We start from the raw sequence: 20,010 nt of genomic DNA, 5'->3' as shown, positions 1-20,010 counted from the left end.
TGATGGGCGCACGATCGCGACGTACGAGCAGGGCTCGCGCGTACGTCTGTGGGACGTGCCGAGCCGGCGACCGCTGGGCCTCGTCTTCGACGGCAGGCAGGCGGCGGACAGCGCCCACAGCGGGTGGGTGGCATTCTCTGCGGATGGCACGAAACTCCACACCGCCGCCCCCGACGGCACGATCCGTGTGTTCGACGTGGACGAGCGGCACGTGGCCGCGACCTTGTGCGCGCGCGCCGGTCGTACGCTCACCGCCGGTGAATGGTCCCGCCACCTGCCTGGCATCGAACCGTTCACGATGTGCCCCTAGCCAGTAGGGCCTCGGGGAATACCGGAGCCGGACACGCCTATGGTGGATCGGTATGCACCGGTTCGTCGGCTCCCGCGATCGCTGCTCTACGCGATTCGGCCTAGCGGACCATCTTGAGCCCGGTGTGCCAGACGTACCCGTGTCCCCCGCCGTTCAGGTTCCAGACTTCGGTCCACTTCCAGGTGGGCTTGTTGTCCCAGCAATAGCCGTGGAACTTGGTGCCCTTCTTGGCCACCCGGTAGCCGGAGCTGAGGCTCTCGCGCTTGTGCACTTTGACCGCCCACTTCGCCTGGACGATGCAGGGCCAGAGAGCGGCCGAGGCCTGGGTGGTGACCTCGGTGGCGCTGGTGGCGTGCGCTGAGGAGGCCGGCACGCCGGAGGTGAGCGCGGCCGCCATGGCCAGTGTGGCGATCTTTCCTACGGATCTCATGTCCGGAAAAGTAGGCCTACAGGTGTTGAGGATATGTTGAGAATCCGTCGAGCTTCCTAGACTGGGCCGCACACCCCGGCCAGGTGGAACCACTCGTTGACCAGTGGTTCGACGCCGGACAGCGCGCCCTCGGCCGTGGCATTCGTGGCGTCGGCGCTGGGGCAGGTAGACGGTGTCGGGGCTGAGATCGAGTCCGGGGTGGTCGGTGTGCGCCTCGCTGATGAGTTCCTGGGCGGCCGTGATGCGGTGTTGGCCGCCCGGATTCCCGCGAGGTCGCCGGCTACTTCCGCGCGGGCACCGCGTACAGGACGGCGACGAGTGACTCGCCCTCGAATCCGATGCGCACGCTGTCCGGATCCTGACGGATGGCGGCGGGAGTAGCGGCTTCCGGCACCGCAGACGGGGGCACCGGCATCGGGTGGAACCCGGCCTCACGCAGCCGGGCGAGCCAGGTGGCGGTCGGCTCGTGACGTTCGTAGCGCTCCTTGTCGTCGGCTGTGCCGACGATGTCGGCCACCTCGCGGCGGAAGAACAGCTTCATCGCGTTGCGGTCGGCGGCCGTCACCTCCAGCGCGTCTATAAGCCGGAAGACGGCGTGGAAGTGCTCCCACGAGTTGTGGAAACGCTCGGGGAGCGCCACCCGATGATGGTCGGAGTCCGGCTCGCACAGCACCACGACGTCCGGTTCGGCCGCGCGCAGGCTTTCGAAGAACGTGTTCCGCTCGTCCACGCCGGACGTACTGTCTCGGAGGTGGTGCAGCGCGAACGCGGCGTTCATGACCAGCGGACGTGGCGCACGGCGTACCAGGTCCCAGTCCTCGCCGGTCATGTGTTCGGCGAGTCGGGGCACTCCGTGGAAGTCCAGCGTGACACCGGTGTCGCGGATGGCTTGTTCGGCCTGGCGGAGGCTGGCCGCCGCGGGGTCCACCCCGATGACCGTCAGCCGTCCGGGGGCCTGATCGCGGTTCGCGAGCGTCCGCAGCACCGCCGCCTCCTGGCCGCCTGAGCCGATCCCCACCGACAGCATGGTGGCCTCGTCCTGACCGGCGAGGTGTCCGGCGAGGAGCGCGCCGCCAATGCGACCTGCCAGATTCACGATCGGCAGGTGTGCGGCCACCAGGTCGAACAGCTGGATCTGCGGAAGCTCGAAGCTGCGGAGATAGAGATTGTCCCGCTCGTCTTGGCACGTTCCATGCCGGGCGGCCAGAGCGTCGTGATAGAGCAGATAGAGGAAGTCGTCGCCGCCTGCTTTCTCGGGGTTGATCACACTGCGGAGCTTTTCCAGCCAGCGCCCCGCCATGTCGGCGCGGCCCGCGTCCGTCTCTTCCACGGCACGGCACAGCAGGTCGAATGCATGGGAATTCATGTTCAAGCCTTCCTTCGACGTCGGTAATGATCGAGGATGCCGCGATGCTCTTGTCATCAACTTGGGATGCGCTTGGCGGTCAGGAATGGACGAGGACGCGCCCGCGCGACGACGTCGGTGTGGCTGCCGGGTACCGGTCCCGCCCTCCAGGCCCGTCAGCGGGACCCGCGCACAGAGCTCGGGGGCGAGAGCGCGCAGCGCGATCGTGTACGCCTTCTTGGTGTCGGCCTTGTCGATCGTGGTCAGGAATTGCTCCACCGCGGCGCCGAGTTCGGGCACGCAGTCGCGGATTTAGCCGACGGATGGTCCACATCAAGAGAATCTGAGCGGATTTCCGGGGATAGAGAGTGTTATCCGGGGGATCCGTGTTGTGGACCAACAGGACGCCATGATGGAAAGCGATCTCGGTGGAGGCCGGACCGGAAAGGTCGAAGAGCACCAGTTCGTCGAGTCGTCATCCGTGGCGCGGCTGGTGGAACAGGAGTGATCGCGATCCAAATCGCCTGTCAGGCCGGGTACGCTTCATGACCCTGGCGAGGCCGCTCTCTGAGCGCTCGCCGCTGGTGTAGGGTGCAGGTGCTGGCGCTCCAGCCCCCGGTACGCGGGGACTCTGGGCTGCCCCTCCACGCGGGGGCGACATACCACCCCGGGGTAGTGGCGATGACGACGAGCGATTATCTCCGTCCCTTGAGTTTGGCGCCGACGCGCGTCTGCGGATCTCAACCAGGCGGGGCCAGGCGTGGACGGCCAGCCGCCGGACTGGAATGAGACATGCCGCACGACAACCGAGATCTCGGCCGCGAGGTCCGGGACCGTGTCAAGCGTACGGGCGAGAAGTACCAGGAGGCCCTCGCCGCCATTCGTGATGGCCGACGCTACATCTTCGCCGATGACGTGGATCGATTCCTCGCCGGGGAGGGGCGGCGGGGTATCCCGCACGAGGAGGCCGAGGACAAGGAGTTCTTGCTCGCTTCTCTGCGCAATGGGGTATCCGAGTGCTACACGTGCGGGGACCCTGGTGACGTCAGCGCCGAGGACATCACCGTACAAATCGTCGTCACCAGCTACGACCCCGACCTCAGCCCAGCGACCAAGCTGCTCGAGCTCCGACGCAACCACGCCCGCTGCGCGCCGTCCCAGCTGCTCTGGGTGAACCAGAGAGACATCTCGCGCGCGCCTGCTCATACAACGATGTGTCTGCGCGACCAGTCTCTGTCGGAAGGCACGTTCGCCATCACTCCCCGGCCGGTCATGCTGCCGCCCGATTTCGGCCTCGACCCGCAAGGCGCCCCAGAACCGGCCCTGTTCATCACCGTCGAGGTGACCGAGGATCGCGGTCGTGGTACGGCACCGTGGCTGTCGGAGCTGGAGCGAGTTTTCTGGCTCCCCGCCGGATTCGGCGAACGCTTCACGGAGGCAACCGTCAAACCTGGCTGGTCGGTGCGGCTCGTGCAGGGGTATCAGAGCAGCCTCGTTCCGAACTGGGTGGCCATACGGGTCGCCGAACCGTTCGAGGAAGATGAGCCGCCCGGCCACCTCTACCTGGGAGCGCTCGATCTCCCTACGGCTTGGGCTGAAGCTCTGCCGGCAGCGGGCACCCGTGGAAGGATCTTGGTGCTCATCGGCCCCCGCGCCCTGAACCGTGAGGTCCCGCTCGTTTCGGCGGAATTCGAACCGGGACAACTCGGAGAACTGCTGGAACACGGTGCGTTCTTGGGGGCCTACCTGCCCTTCATCCACGATCGGGTCAGCACCGGACAGGGGGCGCCGCTCCCGGGCGCCCCCGATCACGTCCACGGGCCGAAACGGGGATGACGCCCAGCACAAGATCCGACTGCTGTTCACGCCGACCTGCGCCTCCTGGGCCAACCCGATCGAGGCACATTTCGGACCGTTGAGTCAGCTCACCCTGGCCAACTCCCACCATCCAGACCCGAGCTCTGCACGCCTACTTGGCCTGGCGCGACACCCACGCTCGCCATCCCGACGTGCTGGCCGCCCAACGCCGCGAACGCGCCCGCATCCGCATCCGCAGCGAAAGGGCATCGGCAGTAGGCCAGGGTCGGCCGCGACTGAGCAAGATCTCAACGGTTCCTCAACACGCGCTCCCCTACCTTTCGATCATCAACTTCGGATCAGGGGAGGGACACCATGATCTCTACGATGAAGGTGTTGGTGGGGGCTGCGGTGCTGGCGGGTGGCCTGGCGGTGGCGAGCGTACCCGCCCAGGCAGCGGCGGGCCCGATCAACTACTCCTGCGGACCTCACATCGACACCCCGCGCTCCGGTCGGCAGGTCGACCGCGTCAGCGGCTACAACGTCAGGCTCTTCATGAAGGCCAACGCCTACGGCGGACGCGACATCTACTTCGTCAAGGGCTACGGCCTGCGCCCGGGCGACAAGGTCTCGCTCGACTGGTCCGACACCAAGGGCCGCACCTACCACGCCTGCCACGGCACGGTCCACCGCGGCCGCACCGGCGCCCAGACGTGGGCCATCGACGACCCGGGCGGCTACCGGAGCTTCCGCGCCTGCGTCAAGACGCGCGGCTCCTGGCACTGCACCTACTGGAACGTCGGCTCCTGACCTTCCCCGCGAAAGCCCCAGCGGAGGGATCGAGGAAGACCTGGATCGGTGGAACCCCCGCGTGGCGGGCCTTGCGCCTGGGCCAGACGAGCAACGCCGGTGGCGTCCGCCAGGCGGGGTCGGGATCGTTGCTCATGAAGATCAGTTCGTCACAGCCGATCTGGTCAAGGTGGCGATCGCGGCGGTGAGCTGTTCTGGTTCGGTGTAGGCGGTGGAGATGCCGTATTGCGCGTACATCACCGAGTGCCACGAGGCGGGGCGAGCCCCAGCCGCAGGCAGCCGGGCCCGGCGAGCTGGTCCAGGGTGGTGAAGGCCTTGGCGAACAGGGCATGGTTGGGGCGCGGGAAGCACGCTGGTCAGGAGCCGGATGCGCGAGGTGGCGCCGGCTGCGGCGGCCGACGTGGTGAAAGGCTCCGGCGTCGACCAGGCCAGACGGTCACCGATTCCTTCAGAAAAGGGATGGTGCGATGGGCGTGACCGGATCGTCCGTCAGCCTGGCCGGTCAGGCTTGATCGGGACGCCGTGTGAGCCGGTCGGGTCGTACCGCAGGAGCGCTTGGAGATCGGCGACGGGCAGGACTCCGGAGACCGGCGGGCGGCCGTCGATCACCAGGCTGGGCACGCCGGTGACGCCGTGTTCGGCCGTGCGGCGCCGGTCGGCGTGGACCTCGTCGGCGTAGTCGTCGCCGTTCAGGACAGTGCGTACGTCCCTGGTGTTCAGCCCGGTCTCGCCGCCGGGGTGCTGCAGGACCTGTGCGTCGGCCACGTTGTGCCCTTCGGTGCGGTACGCGTGCGGCAGCAGCTCCAGAACGTTGCGGGTGCCGAATATTCATCCGTACAGGTCGTGGAGGTGATGCGCTTTCTTGTGCTCCCGCTGGGCGCCCGCACGGCATGATGGCCGATCGTGTTACTGCGCTTGGCCTACCTCACGATGGTGCTGCAGCGGCAGGTGGCCAAGCCCGTATTCATGCGAGTTGATCGGCTCCTTGCTGGGCTGCTTCACCGCCTGCCGAAGGACAAGCTTCGGCGCCTTGTGCTGCTGGTCCGCCCGGACACCGTCCTGCGCCGGCACCGCGATCTGCTGCGGCGCCGTCACGCCGGAGCCAGTTCGCCTCGCCGGCGCGGACGTCCGCGTACCGTCCGGTCCATCCGATTGCTGGTGTTGCGGCCGGCACCGGAGAACGGCTCGTCGCATTCACGGTGAGCCGGGCGCGCTCGGTATCAAGGTCGCCACCTCTACGGTCTGGGAGATCCTCAAAGCGCACGGCATCGACCCGACTCCCGAGCGGACCGCTACGACCTGGGCCGCGTTCCTGCGCAGCCAGACAGATGTCTTGCCGGCGTGCGACTTCTTCGAGGTCCGTACTCTCACCGGCGCTCGCCCGTACGTTCTGGCGGTCATCGAGCATGCCACCCGCCGTGTCCGTCTCCTCGGCGTCACTCGGCCATACCTTGTCATGGACCTGCAGGATGTGGGCACCACAGCCAGGTCCCTGCTGGACCGGACCTTGATCTGGAACGAGCGCCCTCTCCTTCACGTGCTGCGGACCTTCTACGGCGAGCACCGGCCGCACCGTGCTCTCAGGATGCCGCCTGACCTGGCCGGTTGAATAATCGGCACCCGCAGCGTCGGTGCAAGATCGTGCGTGCGCATCCATGAACGCAAGCCCGGACACCACGAGGCCATGATCTGGTGGGTCACCGTGCACCGGATGACCTGCCGCCTCACGCGCGAACTGGCAGGCCGGCCACCCCAGGGCCGCTGGATCGACCCGCCACCGCTACCGGTCCTGACCAGCCCCGACCGGCGCGGCAAGGTCCTGCAACTGCCGGCCGCTCAGCCCTGGCGGGCCTGGAGAGGAAGCGAACTGGACTTGAGCCATCGTCAGCAGGCTCCAAGACACGCTTCGAGAGCTGATCAGCCGACGACCACGTCCAGGAAGATCGGCTTCTTGGCGGACAGCAACTGGGTCCCGGCCTCGTCGGTCATCTTCCAGTAGATCTTGCATCTGCCGGGGGAGTCCGATGCGCGGACGCGTACCGCGATGTCGACGGGCTCGCCCGGTCGGACCGGGCGTATCTCGACCCGTTTGGGGGCGCGGCACGGGGTGTCGTTCAGCCGGGTGAGATAGCGTCCCCGCCACGGGATGGTGCCGGTGTTCCTGATCCGCCAGATCTTCGTGAACTCCGTCCCCGTTTTCACCATCGTGCCGTCCGGATGGGTGACGTCCTGTTCGAAGGCGGAATCGTCGTAGGGGGAGGTGGCCCGTGCCGAGGTGTTCGGCGCGGTGGGCTCGTTCTTTCCGGAGAGCGGGGCGAACCAGGTGAAGAGGGCGGCACCGGCGGCGGCAGCGGCGGTCGCGACCGCCGCGATCATGGCCGGCCTCCTGGCAAGGGGAGGTCGGGTTCGGCGTTCGGGATGCTCCGCCATACGGACCTCTGTCTCGATGTGCCCGGCACGGGCCTCGGCGGGTCCGGCGCGGGTCTCGTCGTGACCCGTACGGCCCTCGGTGGTCTCGCTACGTGCGGCGGCGCTCGCGGCCCGCTCCCAGTGGGCTCGCCACTCGCGCCTGGCCTCCTCGGCGTCCTGCCTCAACCGGTCGACGGCGAGGACCCGGACGAACTCCCACGTCGTCTCCCAGGTCGGCAGGACCTGCCCCCGGGCGGCGGCTGCCAGCGAGGACTTCGAGGCCGCCGCGCCCATACGGGTCGACATCTCCGCGAAGGACGGGTCGCCCGCCTCCGCCTTGAGCTCCCACAGGCGGTACGCGAGGGCGGCCACCGGGCCCGCGGCCGGTTCTGGCCGGACCGGCTTTCGCCCGGGCCGAGCTCCTCTGCCCGTCCACTGCGGGTCAGGCTCGTCTTCCTGCGAGCCTGACGTCCCCGGTAATTCCGGCATCTTCACCTGCCCTATCCGGCGCCGTCATCCGGCCGTGCCGACGACCCGGCATGGCCTGTGACGCCTGAGAGCAAATGAGATTACCTGAATTGTCCGAATAAGTCCGGAATTCTGCGGGTTGCCCGGACGCCCTGGTCATTCACCCGCGCATGCTCGGAAGCCGTACCCCGCCGCGAAGGATCGCAATGCCTTCTCGTTCTCGTCCGGTTCCAAGGACTGTTCCACCGCCTTCTTCGCCTCGCCCTCCCTGCCCGCGCGCATCGCCGCCTCCGCGCGTCCGCTGAGCTCGCGCAGGCTCGCGGCCAGCGCCCTGGCGGGCACGAAGAACCTGTTCCGCACCTGCGGGACGTCACCATCGGGCGGCGCGATCGCTTCTATCGCGGCGATGGTGCCGGTCATCGACTCCGACGCGCGGCGCAGCTCGTCCACCTCCTCGCGCAGGTTGGCAGGTGGCTCCTCGCGGAGATCCGGCTGCCGGGACGCTTCCTCACACACCGCGTCCACGGCGGCGATGTATTGCCTTTTGACGTCCTCGTACGGTTCCTCCTCCGCCACCGAGACCGTCGCCCACAGCACGATGGCAAGGGCCGGCACGACCCCGCCGACGATCACGCGCCACCCCGCGACATGCCTTCTCTCACGCGATCTCATCCGCCGCTCACTCCTTCGGAAGAAAACGCCCTTGGCGCTCGCGTGAGCGCCAAGGGCCGAAGTCCGGCCGAGCTACGTCCCCGTCCCAGCTCGGGATCAACACCGGATCCGGCGCTCCTGCGACCGCTTGTACAGGGTGGCCACTTCGCTGCCGCGCAGGACAGAGTAGAGGTGCACCTTCGTCTGGTTGCGGTAGAGCTGACTGCCGCCGGAGCACTTCCACGAAGGGGTCGTCGTCACGGTGAACGCCGCCCTTCCCTTCTTCACCTCCGAGGTGGCCTTCGTCCGCCAGAAACCGAGCCCGCGATACTGCTGGACGCTCGTCTTGACCACGGCCCGGCGGCCCCACTCGCCCTTCTCGCAGTGGACCTGCCTGCTGGTCGTGATGTAGGCGCCGGTCCTGTACGGGGTCTTTATCCGCTGCCAGCCCTTGCAGCGGTCGTGGTACCCGATCCCCAGGTAGGACTTCGCCGACCAGCCCGGCGCCAGGACAGCCGAGCTGCCCGAGGCGGCGGTGACGCCCAGCCCCGCCTGCGCCGACGCGGACGACCCCGCCATGAGCCCGGCCGTCAGCCCGATGACGAGAGCCGCTCCTGTAATCCCTTTTCGTCCGATCATCGGATCTCCTTTCAAAGAAATCCTCTGCACTTTCCGACTCGGGAGTCCCCGATCAACCGCGCACAGAGATTCAGCGGAATATCCGAACACCTGCCAATGGCGTCGATGCCGAACACTGTCGCCGGGAACGGCACCACTCTGACCGCCAATGCCCGGCACCGGCAAGCGATCTGCCCCGTCCAATCATCCAAACATTGTCCAGAGCTATTAGGACAATCGAATCCGCAGGTCAGGAACTTGCGACGGGGATTCAACGGACCAGCGGAATCTTTCGATCAGTGCCCACATCGAGCCCGCCTCGGACTGTCGCAGCAATTGCAGCACTCCAACAATTCGCAGGACGGCAAGGCATCGGTTGTCGCCGGAATCGATCGCAGACAGTGGACACCAACCGCTGCGGGCCGCCCGGATCGGGGCGGGGCGGCGATGACGCCGTTGACGTCCTCATGCGGAACGGCGAGCCTGCGTCTGGCGTGTAAGCCCCGGCATCGAGCGGCGGGTCGACGGTCAGCCGGATGAGGCGGCCCGGGTGACGGCGAGTCGGGTCGCCGTCGCCCGGGCGTCGGGATGCTACGCGTGCGGCTGGAGGACGGTGACCACGTGGGTGGTGCTCGCTGACTCGATGGTCGAGTTGCCGAGCAAGTTGACGGTGTACGTGTGTTCGCCGGCCGTGGTCGGCGTATCGGAGAAGCTGAACGACCCGTCGGCGGCGGGGGCCAACTTCGCCAGGCCCTTCGAGGTGACGGTGCCATCCGGGCTGACGACCTTGCGCAAGACGGTGACGATCGTCCGCGGGAAGGTGATGCCGTCGGCGCCGAAGGTGCCGCTGAATTCGAGTCGCTCGCCGACGCTGCCCGTCGCCGGTCCGGTCACGGTGAGCGTCGGCTCGTACAAGGCCACCGTGACGGTCACCGAGGAGCCGCTACCCCGGAACCATGAGTTGCCCGGCCAGTACACCTGATACTTGAACGCCCCGATGGACGGCGGGGCGTCGGTGAATTGGTAGGTCCCGTCCGCCGCCGTGGTGATCTCCTGGAACGGCCTGGAGGTGCCGTCGGGGAGCCAGCGGTACAGTTCGAGCGTCTGTACGCCGGGCGGCAGTCCGCTGCTCAGCGTGAGTCGTCCGCTGAGGGTCGACTGCTTGAGCGCGGTCACCTTGGAGGGAGCCGTCAAGGTCAGCGTGGAGGAGTGGTAGGGCGAGGGTGGCAGCCGCCAGAGGTGCATCCGCCCGGTGCCGGGCTCTTTCAGAACCGCGAAGGTGAGCGTGCCGTAGAACTCGATGCTGCCCGCCACTACAGCCTTCCCCTGGTGGGCGGCTGTGTAGATGACCTCCGCGTTGGTCGCGTCGTACACCACGAGCTCCGCCGCGTCGCCCGCGGAAGAGTTCCAGCCGCCCACGACGTAGGCGCCGTTCGGGCTGGCCGCGACAGCGGTGGGGAGACCGTGCTCGCCGAATCCGCTGCTGTCGTAGGCGCGGCCCTGCGTCAGGGCTGTCGTGTCCCAGGCGTCGAACTGGCGGGTGTCGTCCAACGCCGACAGCGCCGCCGACCCGTACTCGGCGAGTGCGAGATCCCGCAGGGCCGGCAGCCCGTTCTCGTCGCGGATCTCGCCGCGCGAAGTGGCAGGCGTGGTGCTGATGTCGTACACCTTGACTGTGGCGGGGCTGACTCCCGGTTCCCCGGCCACCAGCGTGCTCCCGGCGACGGCGACGAGCGGAGCCTGGGTCGTGGCCGGCCCGACCCGGACGGGGGTGGGTGTTGCCGCCGCCGGAATGAGGCCGAGAACGCCTCCCCCTCCCGCTTCACCGCAACCGAATCCGATCCACAGCCGATCGTACGACTGCGCCAGGCTCGACGGGCACGGGTACGCGGTGAGGTCGATGCGCTTGGTGATGGCGAGCGTGGTGGTGTCGATCTCGATCACTTCATGCGAATCGCGCAGCGCCGCGTACACCTTCCTGCCGGTCTCCGGCGAGGCCAGGGCGACAGCACCGGACAGGCCGGGGATCGTGTTGATGACCTTGCCGTCGATGGACGTGACCACGATCTGGTCGCCGGCGGCGACGAAGACCTTGCCGCTGCGCGCGACCACGTCTCCGCCCTTCCCGGCGACGCCGAGGTCGGTGACCGTCGCGGCGGTCGCGGCGGTCGCGGCGACGGGCGCCTGAGTGACGAGCAGGGCCGCCGTCAGGAGCAGGGTCCCGGCCCAGGCGACTAATCGGCGGGACAGGGGAGCACGCGCAGAGGTTGATGGGCGCACAGGCACTCCGTTCTGGAGGAGAAGGGGAGAGTCGAGCACCCCGGCATGACTACGGGGCCCGCTCCCGCTGCTTGTGATTTAACGACCTCGTGATCGACAGCGGCTGGGGTTCGTCGGCCGAAGCACCTCGCCAGAGCGTGCGATGGGATCCGTCGTCAGCGTCGCCGTGTACCCGGCAAGCAGGCCGCCGAGGGCCTGGATGTTGCGAGTGGGTGTGTCCGTTGGAAGCGTGAACGCGTCCGGCTCGCGGAAGCTGACCGAACCGTGTCGGTGTGAGGATCGGGACATCCCCGAGCGGCAGTAACTGCCCCGATCCAGGAGGTCCTCGTGATCATTGCCATTGTCGACTTCAATACCGCCACGACCGACCGTGCGGCTGCCCTGGCCCAGCTCGACAGCGTACGCGACGAGGTGCGCGCGATGCCAGGTAACGTTGCCTTTCGGGCGTACGCCTCCCGGGAGGACGAGACCTGGGTAACCGTGATCCACGAGTGGGACGACGAGGAGTCGTTTGTCGGCTACCTGAAGTCGGACTCCTTCGCACGCTCTGACGAGGTGCTTCGGCCGATGATGGTCGGGTCGCCGGTGAGCCGACGCTTTCGCGCGGAGTTGCTGGAGACCGTCGCCTGATCGGTGTCATGGCGACTCCCTACGATTGGTTCATGCGAGGCTGCGGATGACCCGGAAGGCGTACAGCTTCATCCGCACGTTCCCGCAGGAGCCCGTTCGCGCGCTCAAGGTGGACCGCCACTACCTGCTCTGCGCCTCGGCCGGTGCCCTCCGGCTCGAGGCGCAGGGCCAGGCGTGGCTGCTGCCGCCAGCACGAGCCGCCCTGATCGAGGCGGGCCAGGCGATACAAGTGAGCATTCCGCAGCCGGTCACGACCGCGTCGGTGCTGTTCGACACCGGGTTCACCCCGGCCCCGCCAGCACCGTTGACCGTATTCGACCTCAGCCCTCTGGCACGCGCACTGGTCAACGAGTGCGGCACCTGGGGCGAGAGTGACGAACCTCTTACGGCGTACGCCGAGACGCTGTTCACCGCGCTCGCCGCAGTGAGCTGGCGACTCGCCGAGCGGCCGAGTCCAGTCGTCGTGCCGGCGGGGCGGTCACCGGAGCTACGCCGAGCCCTGCAGCTGACCGAGCAACGGCTCGGCGGCGAGATCCGCTTCGAGGACGTGGCAGAGGAGGTGGGCCTGGCGCCACGGTCGCTGGCGCGGCGCTTCGAGGATGAGACCGGCATGACGTGGCGGGCAGTCCTGCGCCGGATGAGGGTGCTGCGTGCGATCGAAGAACTGGCTGCGGGCGACACTCCGATCACCAAGATCGCATTCACGGTCGGCTACACCTCACTGTCGGCGTTCAACGCCGCGTTCCGACAGCTGACCGCCCGCACGCCCACGGAGTACCGAGCCAGCTTCCGGCCCTGACCAGGGGTGGGCTCGTGCCTCCCACGCCCGAATAAGACGCAATCGGCGATCAGCCCTTGCGCTTTACGACCTCGTGATCGACAGCGGTTGAGAGTCGCTCTCTACGATCACCATTGGTGATCAAGATAGGTCTCGGCGTAATCGAGACCGGGCGGGACGGCGGAGCATCCATGGCGCGCCCGTCACTGTTTGATCACGTTCGAGCGGCACGCGGCGGAGCCGCTGGGCACGGGAACGGCCGTCATGGATCTTCATTTCTGCGAAGAACCAAGATCTACAACGGCCGTGGAGCCCAGCATGACAGGTGTCCTGCGTGCAGCGGGAGTCCTGGCAGGGACGAGTTCGCCTGCCAGAGAGGAAGCGCTACGCGACTTCCGGGCCGGCTGGTATGCCTGCCTGGGCGCGCGAGCCGACGCGTTGTTCGAGCTCACCGACGCGGCGTTGTCCGCGCCGGCCATCACCACGTTGCCCTACCTGAGCCTGGAGCCAGTGTTTCGCCGTGGCTGGGGCAGCCTGTACGGGGCACTGGCCGACGGTGTGGTCACCGCCGAGAAGGTACGAGACCTGCTGGTCACATATCGGTTCGCCGACTGGCCGTTGACGTTCGCCATCGACGCGAGCACCCATCCGCGCCCGTATGCCGCCACCAGCCCGGAGCGTGAATGGCATCACCTGTCGGGGCCGGGCGGCGTGGATGGCGCAGTGCCGGGCTGGGCCTGGCAGCACCTGACCCAGCTCAACCTCGATCACGACTCGTGGGTGGCGCCGATGGATGTGGTGCGCGTGGCCGCCGGCGGCCCGGCCCAGACCCTGGCCGCGCTCGACCAGGTGCGCGGTATGGCCACACGGCTGCGCGAGCGCGGGGAAGGCGCCCGCAAGCTGTTCGTCTTCGACGCCGGATACGACCTGGCGGTCTTGGCCGACGAACTGCACGGCGAGGCCGATGTCACCGGCGAGCATGAGGCGCACTGCGCCACCTTGCCCGCGGGCGCGCACCATCAACTGTGCGGGGTGCACATCGTGGAGGGCAACCACGACCTCGAACTGCTCGTGCGCGTCCGCAACGACCGGATGCTCTACCGTGATCCACCGCCTCGTCCAGCGGGCAACGGCGGCAGACCGGGCCGGCCCCGGCGGCACGGCAGCGAGCTCTCCTGCGCCCGCCCCGGCACCTGGGGCGAACCCGGCCGGCGCCTGGAGACACATGATGACCAGTACGGGCAGGTTAGCGTTCACGTCTGGGCAGGTCTCCACCCCAAACTGGCGGGCAAGGATTATTTCGCCGACCGAGCCGAGGCGCCGATCCTGACCGGCACCCTCATCCGCGTCCAGGTGGAGCGACTGCCTGGCGGGCGACGGCCCACGCCCAAGCCGATGTGGTTGTTCTGGTCCGGAGATGGCGAGCCCGACCTGGAACGATGCTGGCGATCTTACCTACGCCGCTTCGACATCGAGCACTTCATCAAGTTCCTCAAAAGCGTGCTGGGCTGGGTCGCCCCCGCCCTGCGCCATCCCGCCCAGGCGGAACGCTGGACCTGGATCCTGCTGACCGCCTACACCCAACTCGGCCTCGCCCGGCACCTCGCCCAAGATCAACACTACGCTTGGGAACGACGACGACGCCGCCTATCGCCCGGCCGGGTCCGCCGCGATTTCGCCCGACTATTGCCCATCCTGGGAACTCCAGCCAGGCCACCGAAATCCTCCAAGGCCGGTCCAGGCCGTCCCAAAGGCCACACCAGCACCCCAGCTCGGCGCCACCCCGTACCCAAGAAGGCCACCGCATGATCCCTTAAAACGCAAGCGCTGACGATCTTCGTTAATCGAACACATATTCGCATAGTGTGAGATTGTCGTCTAGGGCATCGGTCATGGGATGCCGCGCCGTCGCGCTCGGCCGGCCGGCACTCCTCCAGCCGGTCGGCCGCCTCCAGCAGGGTCAACGTCGTCAGCAGGCCGGCGTGCCGGTGGTCGCCGGTCTTGAGCAGGCCGTCCGGCCTGGCCGGCGAGGAGGCGGCCGGCAGCCGCAGCGCGCGCACGGGCGGGCTGGCCGGCGGGGCGGGCAGCAGGCCGCGCGTCTCCTGGCTGCCCAGCCACCACGCCGGCAGGCCCGCGCCGCGAAGCTGCAGGACCAGCCGCAATGCGTAGTCGTGGTCCGCACCGATGTGGCAGAGCACGAAGCTGTCCCGCTCGGGAGGGAGCAGCGGGCGAGTACGTCGATCAACGTCAGCGCCTTCGACCAGCGCCGGGGGAGTGGTCCGCGATTATCCGTACAAGTCCGTATGCAGCCCGTTACCATGACGGCGAGCCGGGCCTGAGGAGGCGCTCGTGCAGGAGCAGGCACTCATCACGACCCGCGAGGAGTTCGGCCAGGCGCTGACCCGGCTGCGCGAATCGGCCGGGGTGTCGGTGCGCCAGGTGGCGGCCAAGGTGGGGGCCGACATCGCCTCCAGTACGCTGGGCGACTGGTTCGCCGGGCGCGGCCTGCCCTCCCTCTCCTCGCGCGACCTGCTGGTCGAGGTCCTGCGGGTGTGCGGGGTGAGCGACGACGCGGCCGTGGAAGAGTGGCTCAACGCCTGGCACCGGGTACGCCGCGCGCCCGGCCGGCGGCCGGCGGGGCCGGAGCCGTACCGGGGGCTGGCGGCTTTCGAGACCGAGCACGCCGAGTGGTTCTTCGGCCGTACGGCCCTGACCGGGCAGCTCGTCGCCCGCCTGACCGAGCCGGGCCTCCGGCTCGTGGTGGGCGCCTCGGGCTCGGGCAAGTCCTCGCTGCTGCGCGCGGGGGTGGTCCCCGCGCTGGGCCGGAGCGCCGCCGTGTTCACGCCGGGGCCGCACCCGATGACCGCGCTGGCGCGGCAGCGGGGTGAGGTGCTGATCGTGGACCAGTTCGAGGAGGTCTTCACGGTCTGCGAGGATCAGGACGAGCGTACGAGGTTCGTCGCGGCGCTGAGCGAGGCGGCGGAGCGGGCGGTGGTCGTGGCCGGCCTGCGCGCCGACTTCTACGGCCAGGCCATGCGCCACCCCGAGCTGCTCGCGGCGATGCGCTCCGGCCAGCTCGTGGTCGGCCCGATGTGCGAGGACGAACTGCGCGCCGCCGTCGTCGAGCCCGCCCGCAAGGCCGGCATAGAGATCGAGAACGGCCTGGTCGAGCTGCTCCTGCGCGAGGTCGCCCCGGCAGGCGCCGACGGCGAGGCGCACGAGGCCGGCACGCTGCCGCTGGTCTCCCACGCTCTCTACGCGATGTGGCGCGAAAGCCAGGGCAGGCGGCTGACCATCGCCGACTACCGCAAGGTCGGCGGCATCGGCAGGGCCGTGGCCGACAGCGCGGAGAAGGTCTACCTGGGCCTGAGCGAGCACCGCCAGGAGCTGGCCAGGAGGCTGTTCCTGACGCTCGTCCACGTGGCGTCCGGCACCGCCGCCACCCGCAGGAGCATGACGATCGCCGAGGTCCTCGCCGACCACGACCCCGCCGTGGCGGCCGAGGCGGAGGACGTGCTCGACGGCTTCGTGGCCGAGCGCCTGATCACTGTCGACCTCGACAAGGTGCAGATCAGCCATGAGGCCCTGCTCACCGCCTGGCCCCGGCTGGCCGGCTGGCTGGAGAGCGACCGGGCGGGGCTGGTCGTCGGCCGCGACCTGGCCGAGGCCGCGGCGCGGTGGGCGAAGGAAGGGGACGACCCCGGCGCGCTCTACCGCGGCTCGCGGCTGGCCGTGGCCCGCCTCTGGGCCGAGGGCGCCGGACCGCACGCCGCTCCCGGACCGCAGGCCAGGCGGTTCCTGGCGGCGTCCGTCGAACGCCAGGAGGCGGAGGCCGCGGCGCGGCGGCGCGGCACCCGGCGGCTGCGTCGGCTGGTGGCCGTGCTGGCGGCGCTGCTGCTGCTGACCACGGTGGCGGTCGTGGTCGCCGTACGCGGGCAGCGCGACATCGGCGACCAGCGCAACGCGGCGCTGTCCGGCAAGGTCGCCAACGAGTCGGTCGCGCTGCGGGCGGGCAACCCGGCACTGGCCGCGCAGCTCGCTTTGGCCGCCCAGCGGCTCACGCCGACCACCGAGTCACGCGGCGCGGTGCTCAGCACGCCGGCCAACCCGTACGCCAACGTGCTCACCGCCCACGCCGGCGCGGTCTACGCGGTGAACTACAGCCCCGACGGCAGGCGGCTGGCCACGGTGGCGCTCGACGGCACGCTGCGGATGTGGGACGTGACCGATCCGCTGCGGCCGGGCGCGCTGTCGTCGGTGATGGGCGACGCGAAGGGCCTCGCCGCGGCCGCGTTCGCGCCGAGTGGAGAGCTGGTGGCCACCGCCGGCAATGACAACACGGCCGACCTGTGGGACGTGCGCGACCCCCGGCACCCCGTGGCGCTGGCCACGATGGGCGGGCACAGCATGGGGATCATCGGGGTGGCCTTCAGCCCCGACGGGACGATGCTGGCGACCGCCTCCTACGACGCCACCACGCTGTTATGGAACGTTACGAATCCCAGCAAACCGTACCTGCAGAGCACGCTCAAAGGTGCTCCCAAGGAGCTGTCGGACGTCACCTTCAGCCCGGACGGCAGGACGCTGGTCGTCACCGCCTTCTCCAACGACGTCATGCTCTGGGACGTCGGCGACCCGCGCCACCCCGAACGCCTGCCCGACCTGCGCGGTCACACCGGGGCTGTGCTGGCGGCCGCCTTCCACGGCGACACCCTGGCCACGGGCGGCTTCGACAACACGGTACGGCTGTGGGATCTGCGCGATCCCCGGCACGGCAGGGCCCTGGCCACGCTCTCCGGGCACGAGAACGGCGTGGTCGCCATCGACTTCAGCCCGGACGGCCGCTCCCTGGCCACCGGCAGCTACGACCGCACGATCCGGCTGTGGGACCTGACCGATTTCCGCGCCGACCCGATCGTGATGATGGGGCACTCGAACACCGTCTACACCGTCCGCTACAGCCCCGACAGCCGCGTGCTCGCGTCCGGCGGGCGCGACGACACCGTACGCGTGTGGGACCTGGGCCGGCCCCTGCTCGGCGGCCACCGCGGCACGGTCTATGCGCTCGCCTACAGCCCCGACGGCCGCCTGCTCGCCACGGCCGGCCATCCGGTGATCAAGATCTGGGACGTGTCGGCCGATCCCCGCCCGCTGGCCACGCTCACCGGGCACGCCAACGGCGTCACCGCCGTCGCCTTCGCCCGCAACGGCACGCTCCTGGCCAGTGCCGACCTGGACAGCTCGGTACGCCTGTGGGACCTCACCGACCCGGCCCGCCCCCGGCTCCTGTCCGAGACGGCGGCCGGCATCGGCAACATCTTCGCCGCGGCCATCAGCCCCGACGGCAGGAGCCTGGTGGTGGCGGGCGAGAAGTTCGACGTGTACGTCTGGGACATCTCCGACCCCGCGCATCCGGTACGCCGGGCCGTCGCCAAGGGCCACGAGGCCGCCGTCAACGCCGTGGCCTTCAGCCCCGACGGCCGGCTGCTGGCCACCGGCGGCGGCGACCGGACCATCCGCCTGTGGCGCACCGCCGACCTGGCCCCGCTCGGAGTCGCCACAGGCCACGGCGGCACGATCTACTACCTCGCCTTCGACCGCACGGGCACGCTGCTGGCCAGCGGCAGCGGCGACCGCACGGCCCGGCTCTGGAACGTGCGCTCCCTCGACCGGCCGATCGCCGTCCTGCGGGGCCACGCCGACAGCGTGCAGTCGGTGGCCTTCAGCCGCGACGGCCGCACGCTGGCCACCGCCAGTGACGACCGGACCGCGATGCTCTGGGACATCGCCGACCCGGCCGGAGCGACCGCGCTGGCCACCCTGACCGGCCACCTCGGGCAGGTCAACAAGGCGGTCTTCAGCCCGGACGGCGCCACCCTGGCCACGGTGTCCGGCGACTCGACCGCCCGCCTGTGGCCGGTCGACCCAGGCGCCGCCGCCCGGCGCATCTGCGCGCTGGCCTTTCCGCCGATCACCCCGGCGGAGTGGCGGCAGTATCTGCCCGACGTGCCCTACGACCCGCCCTGCCCAAAGGACGCCGCCACCGGCCGCGCCCCGGCGGGCTGACCCCCGCCCGCCGGGCACCAGGACCGCGACGTCACGACCGCGCCACCACGACCGGGCCGTCAGGCGGGGCCGACGCTGGTCGCGATCGCGCGGCCCAGCTCCTCCGGACGGGTGAACTGCGGCCAGTGGCCCGTGGGCAGGTCGACGTAGTCGACGTGGCGGATCTGGGCGAGCTCCCGCGTGAACGCGAGCGACTGCTCCATCCATTTCTGGATCGTCGCGGTCGAGAACTCGCAGGCGATGACGGTGGCGGGCACCTCGTAGCGGCGCTCGTCGGACAGCCGCACCCGGTCGCTCGCGACCCGAGCCGGCGAGGGGATCGCCCGCTCGCGGAAGGCCGCGCGCAGCTCGTCGTCGAGGTCGACGAGGTCTTCCGCCTCGAAGAGCCCCCAGTCGGGCAGCGGGATCTCGCCGTTCTCGACCGGGAGCTCGTCGTTGATGAGCCCGCCCTCGCCGGGAGGCACGCTGTCGACGTAGACGACCCGGGCCACCCGGTCGGGACGCGCGTCGGTGGCGACGTGCGCGATGGCGCCCCCGCCGGAGTGGCCGACCAGCACCACCTTGCCGCCGGCGGGGTCGAAGGAGTCGATCACCTTGACGACCGCGTCGACGTGGTCGCGCAGGGTGATCTGGGAGCGGTCGGCGTCCTTCGACTCCATGCCGGGCAGCGTGAGCGCATGCGGGCGGTGGCCGGCCCGCACGAGCGCGGGGACGACCTCGTCCCAGGACGAGCCGTCGAGCCAGAGGCCGGGAATCAGGATGATGTCCATCGCCCCGAGGTTAGAGCAGCTCACCGACAATATTCGATTACTCCCCGGTCAGCCCGTCCACCGACTCCCGGATGAGGTCCGCGTGGCCGTTGTGCCGCGCGTACTCCTCGATCATGTGGCACAGGATCCACCGCAGGCTGGGCGTCTTGCCGTCGGGCCAGCTGCGCTTGGCCGGCTGGCCGAGATCGCCGTCGGCCAGCGCCTCCGCCACCGCGGACCGCGAGCGGGACACCGCCTCCTGCCAGAGCGCGAAGAGCTGTTCGGGGGAGTCGTCGGCGGCCGAACTCCAGTCCCAGTCGCCGTCGGACTTCCAGTCCACCGTGTCCCACGGAGGCGGCCACTCTCCGTCGCGCAGCGCCCGGCTGAACCAGTAGCTCTCGACGTAGGCCAGGTGCTTGAGCATCCCGCCCAACGTCATCGACGACACGCCGACGGTCGCCTTCAGCCCGCCCGCGTCCAGGCCTGAGCACTTCCACTCCAGGGTCGCGCGCTGATAGTCGAGGAAGCCCAGGAGGGTCGCGGTCTCGTCGGCTGCGAAAGGGGGCTCCGGGCGGCCCTGCTCGTCCAGTTGAGTCATGATCGGTGAGTCTAGAGGCTCGGCACGCCGCCACGGGAGGGCGAATCTTGCCGGGACCTTGCCGAATCGGT

Annotated in this window: 18 protein-coding genes and 1 pseudogene; 10 read left to right on the top strand and 9 right to left on the bottom strand. The window is 69.4% G+C overall.

Annotation, left to right across the window (positions count from 1 at the left end; all coding sequences use genetic code 11):
- Positions 1 to 310 (top strand): WD40 repeat domain-containing protein (locus ACIHFD_RS63520; protein ID WP_397375223.1); only part of this gene is annotated, 310 nt, incomplete at its 5' end.
- 100 nt (positions 311 to 410) lie between these two features.
- Here ACIHFD_RS63520 and ACIHFD_RS63515 read toward each other — a convergent pair.
- Both ACIHFD_RS63515 and ACIHFD_RS63510 read right to left on the bottom strand, forming a co-directional pair.
- Complete coding sequence (locus ACIHFD_RS63515; RefSeq protein WP_397375222.1) at positions 411 to 740, bottom strand: hypothetical protein; 330 nt, start codon at positions 738 to 740, stop codon at positions 411 to 413.
- 280 nt (positions 741 to 1,020) lie between these two features.
- Complete coding sequence (locus ACIHFD_RS63510; protein WP_397375221.1) at positions 1,021 to 2,385, bottom strand: GRAS family protein; 1,365 nt, start codon at positions 2,383 to 2,385, stop codon at positions 1,021 to 1,023.
- 492 nt (positions 2,386 to 2,877) lie between these two features.
- Between ACIHFD_RS63510 and ACIHFD_RS63505 the strand changes: the two genes are divergently transcribed.
- The 3 genes and pseudogenes from ACIHFD_RS63505 (at position 2,878) to ACIHFD_RS63495 (ending at position 4,692) form a co-directional block, all read left to right on the top strand.
- Positions 2,878 to 3,921 carry a hypothetical protein gene (locus ACIHFD_RS63505; protein ID WP_397375220.1) on the top strand — a complete coding sequence of 348 codons (1,044 nt, stop codon included), beginning with the start codon at positions 2,878 to 2,880 and terminating at the stop codon, positions 3,919 to 3,921.
- 4 nt (positions 3,922 to 3,925) lie between these two features.
- Positions 3,926 to 4,175: pseudogene (locus ACIHFD_RS63500) on the top strand (IS630 family transposase); the annotation flags it as partial.
- A 94-nt stretch (positions 4,176 to 4,269) separates the two neighbouring features.
- Positions 4,270 to 4,692 carry a hypothetical protein gene (locus ACIHFD_RS63495; protein WP_355211232.1) on the top strand — a complete coding sequence of 141 codons (423 nt, stop codon included), beginning with the start codon at positions 4,270 to 4,272 and terminating at the stop codon, positions 4,690 to 4,692.
- A gap of 489 nt (positions 4,693 to 5,181) precedes the next feature.
- Here the strand turns inward: ACIHFD_RS63495 and ACIHFD_RS63490 are convergent, their stop codons facing one another.
- Positions 5,182 to 5,493, bottom strand: a complete 312-nt coding sequence (locus ACIHFD_RS63490; protein ID WP_397375225.1) for a DsbA family protein — start codon at positions 5,491 to 5,493, stop codon at positions 5,182 to 5,184.
- Between the two features lie 172 nt (positions 5,494 to 5,665).
- Here ACIHFD_RS63490 and ACIHFD_RS63485 point away from each other — a divergent pair, with 172 nt between their 5' ends.
- Positions 5,666 to 6,301 (top strand): hypothetical protein, encoded by a 636-nt coding sequence (locus ACIHFD_RS63485; protein WP_397375219.1) that lies wholly within the window; start codon positions 5,666 to 5,668, stop codon positions 6,299 to 6,301.
- 308 nt (positions 6,302 to 6,609) lie between these two features.
- Here the strand turns inward: ACIHFD_RS63485 and ACIHFD_RS63480 are convergent, their stop codons facing one another.
- The 4 genes from ACIHFD_RS63480 to ACIHFD_RS63465 form a co-directional block, all read right to left on the bottom strand.
- The gene (locus tag ACIHFD_RS63480) at positions 6,610 to 7,473 is read right to left on the bottom strand and encodes an NBR1-Ig-like domain-containing protein (RefSeq protein WP_397375218.1); all 864 of its coding nucleotides are present in this window, start codon (positions 7,471 to 7,473) and stop codon (positions 6,610 to 6,612) included.
- Positions 7,474 to 7,725: 252 nt separating this feature from the next.
- The gene (locus tag ACIHFD_RS63475) at positions 7,726 to 8,241 is read right to left on the bottom strand and encodes a hypothetical protein (protein WP_397375217.1); all 516 of its coding nucleotides are present in this window, start codon (positions 8,239 to 8,241) and stop codon (positions 7,726 to 7,728) included.
- Positions 8,242 to 8,337: 96 nt separating this feature from the next.
- Positions 8,338 to 8,859, bottom strand: a complete 522-nt coding sequence (locus ACIHFD_RS63470; protein WP_397375216.1) for a hypothetical protein — start codon at positions 8,857 to 8,859, stop codon at positions 8,338 to 8,340.
- A gap of 570 nt (positions 8,860 to 9,429) precedes the next feature.
- Positions 9,430 to 11,118: a YncE family protein gene (locus ACIHFD_RS63465; protein WP_397375215.1), complete on the bottom strand. Its 1,689-nt coding sequence runs from the start codon at positions 11,116 to 11,118 to the stop codon at positions 9,430 to 9,432.
- 327 nt (positions 11,119 to 11,445) lie between these two features.
- On the opposite strand from ACIHFD_RS63465, the gene ACIHFD_RS63460 reads away from it, so the two are divergent.
- The 5 genes from ACIHFD_RS63460 to ACIHFD_RS63440 all read left to right on the top strand — a co-directional run bounded on the left by ACIHFD_RS63460 (position 11,446) and on the right by ACIHFD_RS63440 (position 18,592).
- Positions 11,446 to 11,748, top strand: a complete 303-nt coding sequence (locus ACIHFD_RS63460) for a putative quinol monooxygenase (RefSeq protein ID WP_397375214.1) — start codon at positions 11,446 to 11,448, stop codon at positions 11,746 to 11,748.
- A gap of 46 nt (positions 11,749 to 11,794) precedes the next feature.
- Positions 11,795 to 12,547, top strand: a complete 753-nt coding sequence (locus ACIHFD_RS63455; RefSeq protein WP_397375213.1) for an AraC family transcriptional regulator — start codon at positions 11,795 to 11,797, stop codon at positions 12,545 to 12,547.
- A 189-nt stretch (positions 12,548 to 12,736) separates the two neighbouring features.
- Complete coding sequence (locus tag ACIHFD_RS63450) at positions 12,737 to 14,335, top strand: hypothetical protein (protein WP_397375212.1); 1,599 nt, start codon at positions 12,737 to 12,739, stop codon at positions 14,333 to 14,335.
- Between the two features lie 192 nt (positions 14,336 to 14,527).
- Complete coding sequence (locus ACIHFD_RS63445) at positions 14,528 to 14,695, top strand: hypothetical protein (protein ID WP_397375211.1); 168 nt, start codon at positions 14,528 to 14,530, stop codon at positions 14,693 to 14,695.
- A gap of 180 nt (positions 14,696 to 14,875) precedes the next feature.
- On the top strand, positions 14,876 to 18,592 hold the full coding sequence (locus tag ACIHFD_RS63440; RefSeq protein ID WP_397375210.1) for a helix-turn-helix domain-containing protein: 3,717 nt from the start codon (positions 14,876 to 14,878) through the stop codon (positions 18,590 to 18,592).
- A gap of 59 nt (positions 18,593 to 18,651) precedes the next feature.
- Here ACIHFD_RS63440 and ACIHFD_RS63435 read toward each other — a convergent pair whose 3' ends face one another.
- Both ACIHFD_RS63435 and ACIHFD_RS63430 read right to left on the bottom strand, forming a co-directional pair.
- On the bottom strand, positions 18,652 to 19,362 hold the full coding sequence (locus ACIHFD_RS63435; protein ID WP_397375209.1) for an alpha/beta fold hydrolase: 711 nt from the start codon (positions 19,360 to 19,362) through the stop codon (positions 18,652 to 18,654).
- Positions 19,363 to 19,399: 37 nt separating this feature from the next.
- Complete coding sequence (locus tag ACIHFD_RS63430) at positions 19,400 to 19,939, bottom strand: DinB family protein (protein WP_397375208.1); 540 nt, start codon at positions 19,937 to 19,939, stop codon at positions 19,400 to 19,402.
- Positions 19,940 to 20,010 lie beyond the last annotated feature (71 nt).

Source organism: Nonomuraea sp. NPDC051941 (genome assembly GCF_044593615.1).
Note: the sequence above shows the minus strand (reverse complement) of the source record. Positions and strands in the feature narration are given on the sequence as shown.